Here is a 12,975-nt window from a genome sequence, read left to right as displayed (position 1 = left end):
GGCCGCGCCGGCGCGGCTTTTGGGCCGCCGTGACGGCCGCATGTCCTGTCTGTTGGAGCAGATATAGACCATAGCTTGGCCGCTTTGGCCAGTGCAGGGCCGCGCAGGGGGGATGGAATGAAAAAGGGGGCTGTCGCCCCCTTCAAGTCTCACGCGGTCTGGCAGGTTATTTCAGATCGCCGAAGATGTTCTCGGCATCTGCAAAATCGATCTTCTCATGGGCCACTGTGCCCGCATTGATGTCGCGCACTTCGACGCGGCCCTCGGTATCGCCAATGATGACCATGTCGCAGATATCGATGAAGAGCCCGCTTTCCACGACGCCCGCAATCTGGTTCAGCGCAAGCGCCAGCTGGCGCGGATTGCCGATCTTGTTCAGATGGCAGTCGATGATGTGGTTGCCTTCATCGGTGATCAGCGGCGTGTCGCCATCCATACGCACGGTCGTCTCGCGGCCCAGCACATCCATCGAGCTCAGCACTTCCTCGATCAGGGTGCGGGTCACCGGCCAGCCGAAGGGGGTCACCTCGACGGGCAGCGGGAAGGCCCCCAGATGCGCGACTTCCTTGGAGGCGTCCGAGATCACGATCATACGGTCGGAGGCGGTCGCCACGATCTTTTCCTGCAAAAGCGCCGCACCGCCGCCCTTGATGAGGTTCAGCTCGGGGTCGAATTCATCGGCGCCGTCGATGGTGAGGTCGAGCCATTTCGCCTCTTCGAGCGAGACGACCTTGATGCCCACTTCACGCGCCAGTTCCGCGGTGCGGGTCGAGGTGGGCACGCCGATAATGTTCAGCCCTTCCTCACGCACGCGCTCGCCCAGGCACCGCACCATCCATGCGGCGGTCGAGCCGGTGCCGAGACCGACACGCATCCCGTCCTCGATGAAATCCACCGCGCGGCGGGCGGAGGCGAATTTGGCCTTATCCATAGGGGAAAGCTCGGCGGGCATGGTTTTGCTCCTCAAAGATCCGTTCGCGCGGCTTATAGCAGACCTGCGCGCCCGTGCACGTCCAATTCATCCGCGTTTTGGATAAAATCGGCGCGGATCGCGCCGGTCAGACCGTCTGTTTTAGCCGCAGGATCCGCGCGGCCTTGCCTGTCGGGACGATCGGGCGGGCGGGCAGCGTGGACATGGGGTCGGCGTCCCGGATTTCGCGCAGGAAGCGTGCGGTGTCGGGGCCGACCGCGCCGAGCGCCGAAGGGCCGGGCAGCAGGCTCTCGGCGCGGGCATCCTCGGCAAACAGCACTTCGTGGCTTTCGAAGAGAAGATGCACCCAGTGGATACGGTCACAGGGCGCGCGGCTAATGCCGGGCTGGCCCACAAGAGCGCGGGCGGCCACCGGGATCTCCTCGCCCTTCAGCGGCCCGCGCTCGGGGCGGACCAGCACGCGATGCTGACCCGAGAGGAGGAGCGGGCGGCTATTGCCCAGAACACCGGTGGCAAAGCGCACCGGCGCATTGGCGCCGCGCCCGTTGACCAGCCAGCGCCCGGACCAGCGCAGCGGCTGGTAGCCGTTATCCATGGTCTGCACCCGCATGCCTTCGCGCAGCCGGTCCACCGGCATGGGCCCCTGTTTGGTGGCGATCAGGCTTCCGGCAGCAAAGCAGATCGCCATCGACGAATAGGCCACCACCGGATCATTGCTGTCGATGGCGACGATGTCGTAGCTCTGGCCTGCAAAGAGCCGCTCGGAGGAGGCGATACCATGCACCTGGCCTTCATATTCGAGCACATAGATGGTGATGTTATCGGCGGGATCGGTCGAGCCGGAGGGCCGGATGATATAGCTGTATTCGGTCTCTACGCTGTCGCCCGCAGCCCATGAAACCCCGTCGAAGACCGCGCCACTGGCCAGTTGCTGGCCGCTGTCGGCATCTTCGAAACTGGCGTCATTATCGTTGAGTTGGACCTGTTGCACTGCTGCCGAGGGCGAGATGGTAAAGCTTGTGGCTCCCACGGCGTCGCTTTCCGCAGTTGCATTGGATGCAAACGGATCTGGCCCCGTAATCGCGAGGTCGGAAAGTTGCCAGGCGCCAAAAGTCGGCATGTCACCATCATGTCAAGAAACGAACTATCTGATTATTTGACCGGATAACGGTAAATGTTCGACTAATGTTCTTGTTTATGCGGTGTGGTGCCGCGCGTTTGAGGCGTCGAATGTCGCTTTCGCACAGACCTGCCGGAGGGCTTGTGACATGGTCGGGGCAAGCAGGTGCAGCCGGTCTGCCACCACCTTCGAGGAGCGCGGAATGTTTTTGAGTGTGTTCGATATCTTCAAGATCGGCGTCGGGCCGTCCTCGTCGCATACAATGGGGCCGATGGTGGCGGGGGGCATGTTCCTTGACATGCTGAAGGGCTCGCATTTCAGGGCGCATGGGCTGCGCGCAAGGCTGCATGGGTCGCTGGCCTTTACCGGCAAGGGCCATGCCACGGACCGCGCGACCATTCTGGGGCTCGCGGGGTTCCTGCCCGAAAGCTATGACCACGAACAGGCCGAGGCTGTTCTGGCGCAAAACCGCGCCGATCATTTGCTGCGCCCCGAAGGGCTGGAGCCGCTGGTCTTCGATCCCGAGACCGATCTGGTCTTCGATTACGGCCCGGCGTTGAAGGGCCATGCCAACGGGATGGTGATCGAGGCGCTCGACCGTCAGGGCGATGTGCTGGCGCAGGAGACCTATTACTCGATCGGTGGCGGTTTCGTGATGAGCGCGCGCGCGATGGACGCCGTGGACGAGGCCGCGCTCGATGCGCCGTCTCCGGTGCCTTTCGCTTTCCGCAGCGCAAGCGATATGCTGGCGATGGCCCATGCTTCGGGGCTCGGGATCGCGCAGATGAAGATGCAGAACGAGGCGCGGTTCCGCACGAAACCCGAGATCGAGGCAGGGCTTGCGCGGATCTGGGAGGTTATGAACGGTTGTCTGCAGCGCGGGCTCGAGACCGATGGCATCCTGCCCGGGGGGCTGAAGGTCAAGCGCCGCGCCAAGGCGATCCATGATGCGCTACAGGCCGAACGCGGCCAGAACATGCAGGCGCCGCATGTGGTCAATGACTGGATCTCGACCTATGCGATGGCCGTCAACGAGGAGAATGCGGCCGGAGGGCAGGTTGTGACCTCGCCCACCAATGGGGCGGCGGGGGTTCTGCCTGCGGTGATCCGCTACTGGCTCGATCATGTGCCGGGGGCAAGCCGCACACGGGTGGGGGAGTTCTTGCTGACGGCGGCGGCAATCGGCGGGCTGATCAAGACCAATGCCTCGATCTCGGGGGCGGAATGCGGCTGTCAGGCAGAGGTCGGCTCGGCTGCGGCGATGGCGGCGGCAGGGCTTTGCGCGGTAATGGGGGGCACGCCCGAACAGATCGAGAATGCGGCCGAGATCGCGCTCGAGCACCATCTGGGCATGACCTGCGATCCGGTGCGCGGGCTCGTGCAGGTGCCTTGTATCGAGCGTAACGGGTTGGGTGCGATCAAGGCGGTCTCGGCGGCGTCCCTATCGTTGCGCGGGGACGGGACGCATTTCGTGCCGCTCGATGCGGCGATCGAGACCATGCGCCAGACGGGGCGCGATATGCACGAGCATTACAAGGAGACGAGCCTTGGCGGCTTGGCGGTGAACGTGCCTAACTGCTGAGGCGGGATGGCCCCGCCTTCGGGGAGGGTGACCCCTCCCGCTCAGGCGTGGCCCCGGGGCCGCAAAGCGCCCCCGGGCGCGCGGATCAGAGGGCGCGCCAGCCGATATCCTTGCGGCAGAAGCCTTCGGGCCAGTCGATCTGGTCTACCAGGGCATAGGCGCGGTCGCGGGCTTCCTGCAGGGTCGCGCCACGGGCGGTCACATTGAGGACGCGCCCGCCACTGGCGAGAATCGCGCCATCCTTGGCGGTGGTGCCCGCGTGGAAGACGGTCTCGCTCGAGGTGGAGGGCAGAGCGTCGAGGCCTCGGATTTCGGTGCCTTTGACATAGCTGCCCGGATAGCCGTTTGCCGCCAGCACCACGGTCAGCGCGTGGTCATCGGCCCATTGCGGCTGGACCTGATCGAGGCGGCCTTCGGCGCAGGCCAGAAGGAGATCGAGCGCCTGTGCGCCCAGACGCATCATCAGCACCTGACATTCGGGATCGCCGAAGCGGACGTTATATTCCACGAGGCGCGGCTGGCCGTCCTTGATCATGAGGCCCGCATAGAGCACGCCCTGGAACGGGGTGCCGCGGCGCGCCATCTCGGCCACGGTGGGCTTCACGATCTGTGCGATGGCCAGATCCTCGATGGCCTTCGAGAGGACGGGGGCAGGGGAATAGGCGCCCATGCCGCCGGTATTGGGGCCGGTATCGCCATCGCCCACGCGCTTGTGGTCCTGTGCGCCGCCGACCACGGCGATATTCTCGCCATCCGACAGGATGAAGAGCGAGGCTTCCTCGCCTTCCATGAATTCCTCGATCACGACCTCTGCGCCGGCCTCGCCAAAGGCGCCGCCGAAGATCTCGGTGATGCCGTCGAGCGCCTCGTCGAGCGTCATCGCCACGATCACGCCTTTGCCTGCGGCCAGACCATCGGCCTTGATGACGATGGGCGCGCCCTGTTCGGTGACATAGGCGCGAGCGGCATCGGCATTGTCAAAGCGCGCATAGGCGGCGGTGGGGGCATTACAGGCATCGCAGACGGCCTTCGTGAAGGCTTTGGAGGCCTCGAGTTTGGCGGCCTCGGCCGAGGGGCCGAAGGTCAGATAGCCCGCCGCGCGCAGCGCGTCGGCCACACCGGCGGCCAGAGGGGCCTCGGGGCCGATGACGACGAAATCGATCGCCTGTTCCTGACACAGCTCCAGCACGGCCTGCGAGCTGCACGGATCGATCGCGGCGCATTCGGCAATCGCGGCAATGCCCGCATTGCCCGGTGCGACGATCAGACGGTCGCATTTGGGGTTTTGCTTGATGGCCCATGCCAGCGCATGTTCGCGCCCGCCGCTTCCCAGAACCAGAATGTTCATATGTCGTCCCTTTGCCGCAATCTCGTGATCGCGCTCCGTTTACGGGGTCGGGCGGCGTCGGGCAAGTGTCATTGACGCCTTGAAGCGGCAGGGAGGATGGGCGAAACAGGGGTATGGATCTTTTTGAAGATGAATCGGGTCCCGGCGGCGGACCCAATGGCGGCAATGCCCATGATTACACCGTGTCCGAGATTTCGGGGGCGGTCAAACGTGTGATCGAGGGCGAGTTCGGTCGCGTGCGGGTGCGCGGCGAGGTCGGGCGCGTGTCGCGTCCGCGCTCGGGGCATATGTATTTCGACCTGAAGGATGACCGCTCGGTGATTGCCGCCGTCAGCTGGAAGGGGCAGGTGGACCGGATGCCGGTCGTCCCCGAGGAGGGGATGGAGGTGATTGCCACCGGTAAGCTGACCACCTTCCCGGGCCAGTCGAAATACCAGTTGATTGTCGATACCGTCGAGCCTGCCGGCGCGGGCGCGCTGATGGCGATGCTCGAGGCGCGCAAGAAGGCGCTGGCGGCCGAGGGTCTGTTTGACGCGCGGCACAAACAGCCGCTGCCATGGCTCCCCAAGGTGATCGGGGTCGTGACCTCGCCCTCGGGCGCGGTGATCCGCGATATCCTGCATCGGCTGCGCGACCGTTTCCCGCGCCATGTGCTGATCTGGCCGGTGGCCGTGCAGGGGCAGAATTGTGCGTCCGAGGTGGCGCGGGCGATCCGCGGCTTCAATGCGATGGCGCCCGATGGCCCGATCCCGCAGCCCGATCTGCTGATCGTGGCGCGCGGTGGTGGCTCGATCGAGGATCTATGGGGGTTCAACGAGGAGATCGTGGTGCGCGCGGCTTATGAGAGCCGTATCCCGCTGATCTCGGCAGTGGGCCACGAGACCGATACCACGCTGATCGATCATGCCTCCGACAAGCGGGCACCGACACCGACCGCCGCTGCCGAAATGGCGGTGCCGGTACGCGGCGAGCTGGCCGTGTGGCTGCAAGATGCCGGTGCGCGGATGGGCCGCGCGGTGCGGGCGCGGGTGGAGATCCAGCGCCAGCGCCATAGCGACCTGTCCCGTTCACTCGGGCGGCCAGAGGCAGTGCTTGACCCTGTGCGCCAGCGGTATGACTGGTGGGCGGACAGGCTCGATCCGGCGCTGCGCGGGGTGACCTTGCGCAAACGCTCCGAGTTCGGCCGGATCGAGGCGCGGCTCTCGCCCGGCCTTCTGACGCGCGGGCTGGCCGAGCAGGGGCGCCGTCTGGAGGGGCTGTCGGCACGGCTGCTGGCGGCGCGGGCGCGCAATCTGGATCTGGCGCGGATGCGCAATGCGCAATCGCGCGAGCGGCTCGACAGCCTGAGCCTGCGGATGACACAGGCACAGCTGCGCCGGACCCAGCAGCTGGGCGAGCGGCTTGAGCGGCTCGACCGGATGCGCCAGACGCTGGGCTATACCGAGACGCTCAAGCGCGGCTATGCCGTTGTGCGGGCGGGCGAGCGCGTTGTGACAACGGCGGCCGCGGCGGCGGATCAGGCAATGTTGCAGATCGAGTTTGCCGACGGGGTTCTGCCGGTGGCTGTGGAGGGTGTTGATGCACCCACGCCCATCGAGAAGCCCGCAGAGAGGAAGGCCCCGAAGAAAAGCGTGAAGAAAGACGATCCGCCCGAGCAGGGCAGCCTGTTCTAGGGCGACCCCTCTCGGGGGGGGCGCGTCCCGTCGGGGCATCGAACCCCTCCGGTCCGCGCGATGCGTTCCGCATCGGGGCGCCCGTGCCGGAGGGGCTCACACGCCGATATCGGGGCCCGGGCAATTGAGTGGCGTCTCACTTTCCTGTAGCGAGATCAGCGGCTCCGACGCGCCGCCATCGCCCATGAACTGGGCTTTCAGCCCGTCCTTCGTGTCGAAGAAATGCCAGCATTGCTTGCCATTCTCGTCCTGGTAATCGAAGCAGATCTCGTCGCCTTCCTGCGCCCATGTGCCCGTCTTGCATTCGCTTTGTGTGAACGCCCAGAGCACTTTACGGCCTGGCAGATATTGTTCGATCCCGTAAGGCAGACCACCTGCGGAATAGGTGATCGTCTTGCCGGTGGTGCGCGCTTCGAACCCTGCGGCATCAAGTGGTGTCTCGGCATCCTGCGCGAGGGTCATATGGCCGGTGAGGGCCACCATCAGGGCGAGGGTGAGCGTGGCATGGGGGCGCATTGGTCTGGCTCCGGCTTGGGCAATCAGGGCTATCTTTGCAAAGCAATGGCGCAAGGGAAACCCACAGAGCCGTGAGGAAGCTATCCCTGTGCCCGCCGCCGACTGTCCAGCGCATCGAGGCGCGGGTCCATGATTTTGCGCCAGAGCGTTGGGAAGAGGGCGATTACCGCCATGCTGGGCAGCGAGCGGGGCAGGATCGGGCGCTGGGCGGTGAGCGTTCCCATGCGAAGTCCTGCATAGGGGCGGGAGGGATGGGCATGATGGTCGCTGTGGCGTGGCGCATTGAGCATCCAGAAGGCCGAGGCCGGCGGGCAGGCATCCCAGCTATGGTGCGGGCCTACGGGCTCGTAGCGTCCCTCTCTCTTGACACGGCGCAGCCCGTAATGCTGGATGTAATCGGCCAGAAGAAGCTGGATCTGGGCATGGGCGCAGAGCGCCAGATAGATCGCGATCCCCCACGGGCCGAACAGCACCCCCACAAGGCCGAGCGACAGGGCTGCCCCCGCCAGATAGGCGGTATAGGGCGTGCGCCAGAGGGGGAGGGCGCGGCGCTGGCGCAGGCGGTTCTCGGCCTGCCAGCCCGCTTGCCAGGAGCCAATCCATGCGCGCGGCAGGAACCGCCAGAAGCCCAAGCCGCGCGGGGCGGAATTGGGGTCGAGCGGGGTGGCGACATGGATATGGTGCACGAGCCTGTGGGCTGAGGCGTGGTGGCCGAAGAGGAGGGTGATGTAGATCATCTGCCCGAGCCGCACGAGCCCTTTGCGGGGGCGGTGGATCAGCTCGTGGGCGGCGGGCACACAGAGCTGGCCCAGCGTGAAACCGCAGGCGGTAAATAGCGCGAGTTTGGCAAGTGCCTGTGGAAATGCGCGCATTCCCCAGCCGGTTAGCAACGCGTCGATGGCGAGCCCGACCGCCGCCAGATACCCGAGGGAAATCATCACGAGAAGCCCGTTGCCTGCGGGGAATTCCGTGCCCTCGGGCGCATCGGAGCGGGGTGCGGGATGCGCGAGATCGAGGAGCTGGAGAAAGGTCGAGGTTGCTAGGAGCGCCAGCAGGCACCACCAGCCGCCCAGACAGGCCGCCACGATCACCAGCCCCATGGGCACAAGCGTGGCGAAAACGAAGGGCAGGGTCTGGCGCATCAGCGGCGTCTCTCGTCAGGGTGGCATCTTCATACGCCGCCCGAGCGGCAAAATCGACGGAAATCGCGGTGTTTTAGGGCGGCGGGGGCGGTTTGGCCTGCCCAAGCCCTTCCATCGGTGGGCGGGATTGATTAGGTGGAACGTAATCTAACAGGGGCCAGTATGGGCCAATAGGGGCGAGCCATGTCGTTTTTCAAAAAGCTGAAATCCCGTCTGACGCGTTCTTCCTCCCGTCTGGAGGAAGGGATCGAGGATCTGGTGGCCGAAAAGCCCGCGCTGCCGGGACCGGAAGACGGGATCGACGAGGCGGTGGCCGGTCGCTCGGCTTCCGGGATGCCGTCTTCCGAAAGCCCCTCCGCTGCCCCTGTTGCCGCGCCTCCCGCCGGGAAACCTCCCGCCGGGCTCCCGCCTTCCGAGATCCCGCTCGGGCAGGTCCCTGACGAGCTGCCCCCACAGCCCCCGGAGGCGCCGGCTCCCGCGCCGCAGGAACTGCCCGACGAGACGCCGAAATCCGCCGCCGCACCTCTGGCCGACCAGATGCCTGCAGCCGTCGATCCGGCGCAAGCTGCCCCGCAACAGGCGGGTAAATCGGGCTTCTTCGGACGTCTGCTGGGCGGGGCTCGCGACGACAGCCCGCGCCGGGTGCTCGATGACGAGTTCCTCGAGAGCCTCGAGGAGCTGTTGATCGCCTCCGATATGGGCGTCGAGACCTCGTTGCGGGTGACTGCAAATCTCGCCGAGGGGCGGATGGGGCGCAAGCTGTCGGTCAACCAGATCAAGGAACTGCTGGCCGAGGAGGTCTCCCGCATCATGGAGCCCGTGGCCAAGCCCATGCCGATCTTCCCCAAGCGCCCGCAGGTTGTGCTGGTGGTGGGTGTGAACGGCTCGGGCAAGACCACGACCATCGGTAAGCTCGCGAGCCAGTTCAAGGCGGCAGGCAAATCGGTGGTGATCGCGGCGGGCGATACGTTCCGTGCCGCAGCCGTCGAGCAGCTGAAGGTCTGGGGCGAGCGCGCCGATGTGCCGGTGCTGACCGCGCCCGAGGGCTCGGATCCCGCAAGCCTTGCCTTTGACGCGATGACCCGCGCCGAGGCCGAGGGTGCCGATCTTCTGATGATCGATACGGCGGGGCGTTTGCAAAACCGCGCCGATCTGATGGAGGAGCTGGCCAAGATCGTCCGCGTGATCCGCAAGAAGGACCCCTCGGCGCCGCATAACACGCTTCTGGTGCTGGATGCGACAACGGGGCAGAACGCGCTCAATCAGGTGGAAACCTTCCGCAAGCTGGCCGATGTGTCGGGGCTGGTGATGACCAAGCTCGACGGCACGGCCAAAGGTGGTGTGCTGGTCGCGCTGGCCGACCGGTTCGGCCTGCCGATCCATGCAATCGGCGTGGGCGAGCAGATCGATGATCTGGCCCCCTTCGACCCGCAGGACTTCGCGCAGGCGCTGGTGGGCATCGAGCCCAAGTAACTGACACGAGTGTGAGTGGCGCCCCCGCGCCATTCGCGCCATACCCTTACACGGCCCCCTCAGACGAAACAGGACGGACAATGTCGGAACGCAAGATCAGCCCCGTGGTGAAAGCCGTTTTGGAATGGGGCCCCGTGCTCGTGTTCTTCGTGGTCTATATGAAGTTCAAGGATGCCACGGTGATGTTCCATGGCACCGAATATCACGGCTTCATTCTGGCGACCGCGCTGTTCATCCCGCTCCTGACGGTTTGCACGCTGATCCTGTGGAAACTCACGGGCCGCCTGGCCCCGATGCAGATTGCCACGCTGGTGCTGGTGATCGTGTTTGGCGGGCTGTCGGTCTGGCTCAATGATCCGCGCTTTTTCAAGATGAAGGTGACGCTGATCTATCTGCTGTTTGCGGGTATTCTGGGGCTGGGGCTGATGCTTGGCAAGCCGTGGCTGCAGCTGGTGCTGTCGGACAATCTGCCGATGAAGCCCGAGGGCTGGACAATCCTGACCAAGCGGCTGGCGCTGTTCTTCCTTGGCCTTGCCGTGCTCAACGAGGTGATCTGGCGCACGCAATCCGAGGAGCTATGGGTCAATTTCAAGACCTTCGGGCTGATGATCCTGATGTTCGCCTTCCTGATGGCGCAGGGCGGGCTTCTCAAACGCTATGCGCTCGAGGAAGACGAGACAGACGAGGGCTGAGCCCCGCCTGCTTTGTCCGCCTGCACCGGCTGCATCCCAGCCAATCCTTGACCGAGTGAGGCGATAGGCGTATCGCATCGGCCAATCGGGCCGTAGGGCGGCTTTTCGTCAAGGATGAGGACAAGATGACCAAGGATTGGAACACCCGCACGAAACTGGTTCACGAGGGTATTCGTCGCAGCCAGTATGGCGAGATGGCCGAGGCTCTGTTCCTGACCCAAGGCTTTGTCTATCCGTCGGCGGAAGTGGCCGAGGAACGCTTCCTGCATTCGGGCCCCGACGAGTTCATCTATGCCCGCTACGGCAACCCGACCACCCGCATGTTCGAGGACCGCATCGCGGCGATCGAGGGCACCGAGGACGCCTTTGCCTGTGCCTCCGGTATGGCGGCAGTGAATGCGGCGCTCTCCTGTCAGGTGAAATCGGGCGATCATATCGTGGCCGCCCGCCAGATGTTCGGGTCGTGCCTCTATGTTCTCAAACTCCTACAGGGGTTCGGGGTGGAGGTAACGCTGGTGGATGGTGTCCAGCTGGCCCAATGGGAGGCCGCGATGCAGCCCAACACCAAGATCTGTTTCTTCGAGTCGGTCTCGAACCCCGGTCTGGAAGTGATCGATGTGAAGGGCGTGGCGGATATCGCCCATGCCCATGGTGCGAAGCTGGTCGTCGATAACGTCTTCGCCTCGCCCGTCTTCTCGAAAGCGGTCGAGCTGGGGGCTGATTACATCGTCTATTCCACAACCAAACATATCGATGGTGGCGGGCGTGCGCTTGGCGGCGTGGTCTGTGGCGACCGCGAATTCATCCGTGGCCCGCTCGAGACCTATGCCAAACATACCGGCGCCGCGATGAGCCCCTATCACGCATGGCTGCATCTTTCGGGTATGCAGACGCTGGATCTGCGTGTGCGCGCCCAGGCCGAGAGCGCAGCCAAGATCGCGGCGGCAACCGAGGGCCATCCGGCCCTGATCCGCGCGATCTATCCGGGCCTGCCGAGCCACCCGCAGCATGATCTGGCGATGGCGCAGATGGGATCGGGCGGCACGATGGTGGCGCTGGATCTGAAAGGCGGCAAGGAGGCCGCGTTCCGGTTCCTCAACGCGCTGGAAGTGGTCAAGATCTCCAATAATCTGGGCGATGCGAAATCCATTGCGACGCATCCGGCGACCACCACGCACAAGAATCTGACCGAGGAAGAACGCGCCGAGATCAAGATCACCCCCGGCATGGTGCGGATCTCGATCGGGATCGAGGATGGAAACGATCTCGTGAAGGATATCGTCAGGGCACTTGACGCAGTTTGATAAGCATTTGTCGCTAGGAGGGTGGCATGAAGGTTCATGCCGCCCTATCTGTGCGGTCTACGGAAAGGATCACCCCGATGAACGTTGATCGCCGCATCGATGCCAGACTTGAGCGCGCCCGCGCAGCCCTGAACGAGCTACGGGACTGGGCAGGCTCCGTGACCCCCGAAGAGGTGGCGGCACTCGATCCGGCCATTGCACGTCTGCTGCCGGGGCGGGAAGTGTCGAACTATCCCGATCTGTCGCGGAGCTATCCCGAGGATTTCACGGTCGACGAGGATTACAAATCCACGATGCCCGATCTGCAGAATGGCCCGTCCTCGCTGATCGTGGGGGCCAGGGCTCGGATCGGCCATGTCGGAATTTCCAACTTCCGCCTGCCTATCCGCTACCGCCGCCGCGACGGCGGCGAGCGCGAACTCGAGACCTCGGTCACCGGCACGGTGAGCCTCGAGGCCGAGAAAAAGGGCATCAATATGAGCCGTATCATGCGCTCTTTCTATGCCCATGCCGAAACCGATTTCTCGCTCGATGTGATGGCGGGCGTGCTCGATGACTACAAAGCCGATCTCGAGAGCTTCGACGCGCGGCTGGCCATGGCGTTCTCCTATCCGATGCGCCGCGACAGTCTGCGCTCTGGGCTCTCGGGCTGGCAATATTACGATATTGCTTTGGAACTTATCGAGCATAGCGGACAGCGCCGCAAGATCCTGCATCTCGATTACGTCTATAGCTCGACCTGCCCCTGCTCGCTGGAACTGTCCGAACATGCCCGCTCGCAACGCGGCCAGCTGGCCACGCCGCATTCTCAACGCTCGGTCGCTCGGATCTCCGTAGAAACCCTCCCGGGAGACCGGCTATGGTTCGAGGACCTGATTGATATTGCCCGTGCCCAGATCCCCACCGAAACGCAGGTAATGGTCAAGCGCGAGGACGAACAGGCTTTCGCCGAGCTTAACGCCGCCCATCCGATTTTCGTGGAAGATGCGGTGCGGGTGCTGGCAGAGGGCCTCAAGGCAGATCCGCGCATCGGTGATTTCCGCGTTGTGGCCAGCCATCAGGAAAGCCTGCATAGTCATGATGCGGTTGCAGTCCTTACAGAAGGTCCGGTCTTTGCGTCCGAGAGCCTTGATCCGAAGCTGTTCTCGACACTTATCCACGGTGGATGAGAGGCTCTGCCTCTCTTGAGCCTGC

General features: G+C 64.5%; 11 protein-coding genes. 6 read left to right on the top strand and 5 right to left on the bottom strand.

All coding sequences use genetic code 11. The annotated features are described in order from the left end of the window. Positions 1-166: 166 nt before the first annotated feature. Together rpiA and ABEB22_RS01440 are read right to left on the bottom strand one after the other, a co-directional pair. The gene (gene rpiA / locus ABEB22_RS01445) at positions 167-952 is read right to left on the bottom strand and encodes a ribose-5-phosphate isomerase RpiA (protein WP_339112088.1); all 786 of its coding nucleotides are present in this window, start codon (positions 950-952) and stop codon (positions 167-169) included. Positions 953-1,058: 106 nt separating this feature from the next. Next, positions 1,059-2,051 (bottom strand): Hint domain-containing protein, encoded by a 993-nt coding sequence (locus ABEB22_RS01440; protein ID WP_406870678.1) that lies wholly within the window; start codon positions 2,049-2,051, stop codon positions 1,059-1,061. A gap of 202 nt (positions 2,052-2,253) precedes the next feature. On the opposite strand from ABEB22_RS01440, the gene ABEB22_RS01435 reads away from it, so the two are divergent. Continuing rightward, complete coding sequence (locus tag ABEB22_RS01435; protein WP_406870677.1) at positions 2,254-3,633, top strand: L-serine ammonia-lyase; 1,380 nt, start codon at positions 2,254-2,256, stop codon at positions 3,631-3,633. Between the two features lie 85 nt (positions 3,634-3,718). Here the strand turns inward: ABEB22_RS01435 and purD are convergent, their stop codons facing one another. Beyond that, complete coding sequence (purD, locus tag ABEB22_RS01430) at positions 3,719-4,981, bottom strand: phosphoribosylamine--glycine ligase (protein WP_406870676.1); 1,263 nt, start codon at positions 4,979-4,981, stop codon at positions 3,719-3,721. Between the two features lie 113 nt (positions 4,982-5,094). Here purD and xseA point away from each other — a divergent pair, with 113 nt between their 5' ends. Further along, the gene (xseA, locus tag ABEB22_RS01425; RefSeq protein ID WP_406870675.1) at positions 5,095-6,654 is read left to right on the top strand and encodes an exodeoxyribonuclease VII large subunit; all 1,560 of its coding nucleotides are present in this window, start codon (positions 5,095-5,097) and stop codon (positions 6,652-6,654) included. A gap of 96 nt (positions 6,655-6,750) precedes the next feature. Here xseA and ABEB22_RS01420 read toward each other — a convergent pair whose 3' ends face one another. Next, positions 6,751-7,170 carry a hypothetical protein gene (locus ABEB22_RS01420; protein WP_339112093.1) on the bottom strand — a complete coding sequence of 140 codons (420 nt, stop codon included), beginning with the start codon at positions 7,168-7,170 and terminating at the stop codon, positions 6,751-6,753. 80 nt (positions 7,171-7,250) lie between these two features. Then, positions 7,251-8,312: an alkane 1-monooxygenase gene (locus tag ABEB22_RS01415; protein WP_406870674.1), complete on the bottom strand. Its 1,062-nt coding sequence runs from the start codon at positions 8,310-8,312 to the stop codon at positions 7,251-7,253. A gap of 183 nt (positions 8,313-8,495) precedes the next feature. Here ABEB22_RS01415 and ftsY point away from each other — a divergent pair, with 183 nt between their 5' ends. The 4 genes from ftsY (at position 8,496) to folE2 (ending at position 12,950) form a co-directional block, all read left to right on the top strand. Then, positions 8,496-9,785, top strand: coding sequence for a signal recognition particle-docking protein FtsY (gene ftsY, locus ABEB22_RS01410; RefSeq protein ID WP_406870673.1), 1,290 nt, complete (start codon positions 8,496-8,498; stop codon positions 9,783-9,785). 80 nt (positions 9,786-9,865) lie between these two features. Next, positions 9,866-10,477, top strand: a complete 612-nt coding sequence (locus ABEB22_RS01405) for an inner membrane-spanning protein YciB (protein ID WP_339112096.1) — start codon at positions 9,866-9,868, stop codon at positions 10,475-10,477. Between the two features lie 125 nt (positions 10,478-10,602). Next, positions 10,603-11,781, top strand: coding sequence for an O-succinylhomoserine sulfhydrylase (metZ, locus tag ABEB22_RS01400; RefSeq protein WP_406870672.1), 1,179 nt, complete (start codon positions 10,603-10,605; stop codon positions 11,779-11,781). A gap of 77 nt (positions 11,782-11,858) precedes the next feature. Next, positions 11,859-12,950 carry a GTP cyclohydrolase FolE2 gene (gene folE2 / locus ABEB22_RS01395; protein WP_339112098.1) on the top strand — a complete coding sequence of 364 codons (1,092 nt, stop codon included), beginning with the start codon at positions 11,859-11,861 and terminating at the stop codon, positions 12,948-12,950. Positions 12,951-12,975: the final 25 nt, after the last annotated feature.

The sequence above is a fragment of the Thioclava sp. 'Guangxiensis' genome (genome assembly GCF_045348365.1).
GTDB lineage: Bacteria > Pseudomonadota > Alphaproteobacteria > Rhodobacterales > Rhodobacteraceae > Thioclava > Thioclava kandeliae.
Note: the sequence above shows the minus strand (reverse complement) of the source record. Positions and strands in the feature narration are given on the sequence as shown.

What these genes read in the sequence shown, in the direction of transcription:
- rpiA (WP_339112088.1), bottom strand. Translation starts at nt 952, where the DNA reads ATGCCCGCCGAGCTTTCCCCTATGGATAAGGCCAAATTCGCCTCCGCC.
- ABEB22_RS01440 (WP_406870678.1), bottom strand. Translation starts at nt 2,051, where the DNA reads ATGCCGACTTTTGGCGCCTGGCAACTTTCCGACCTCGCGATTACGGGG.
- ABEB22_RS01435 (WP_406870677.1), top strand. Translation starts at nt 2,254, where the DNA reads ATGTTTTTGAGTGTGTTCGATATCTTCAAGATCGGCGTCGGGCCGTCC.
- purD (WP_406870676.1), bottom strand. Translation starts at nt 4,981, where the DNA reads ATGAACATTCTGGTTCTGGGAAGCGGCGGGCGCGAACATGCGCTGGCA.
- xseA (WP_406870675.1), top strand. Translation starts at nt 5,095, where the DNA reads ATGGATCTTTTTGAAGATGAATCGGGTCCCGGCGGCGGACCCAATGGC.
- ABEB22_RS01420 (WP_339112093.1), bottom strand. Translation starts at nt 7,170, where the DNA reads ATGCGCCCCCATGCCACGCTCACCCTCGCCCTGATGGTGGCCCTCACC.
- ABEB22_RS01415 (WP_406870674.1), bottom strand. Translation starts at nt 8,312, where the DNA reads ATGCGCCAGACCCTGCCCTTCGTTTTCGCCACGCTTGTGCCCATGGGG.
- ftsY (WP_406870673.1), top strand. Translation starts at nt 8,496, where the DNA reads ATGTCGTTTTTCAAAAAGCTGAAATCCCGTCTGACGCGTTCTTCCTCC.
- ABEB22_RS01405 (WP_339112096.1), top strand. Translation starts at nt 9,866, where the DNA reads ATGTCGGAACGCAAGATCAGCCCCGTGGTGAAAGCCGTTTTGGAATGG.
- metZ (WP_406870672.1), top strand. Translation starts at nt 10,603, where the DNA reads ATGACCAAGGATTGGAACACCCGCACGAAACTGGTTCACGAGGGTATT.
- folE2 (WP_339112098.1), top strand. Translation starts at nt 11,859, where the DNA reads ATGAACGTTGATCGCCGCATCGATGCCAGACTTGAGCGCGCCCGCGCA.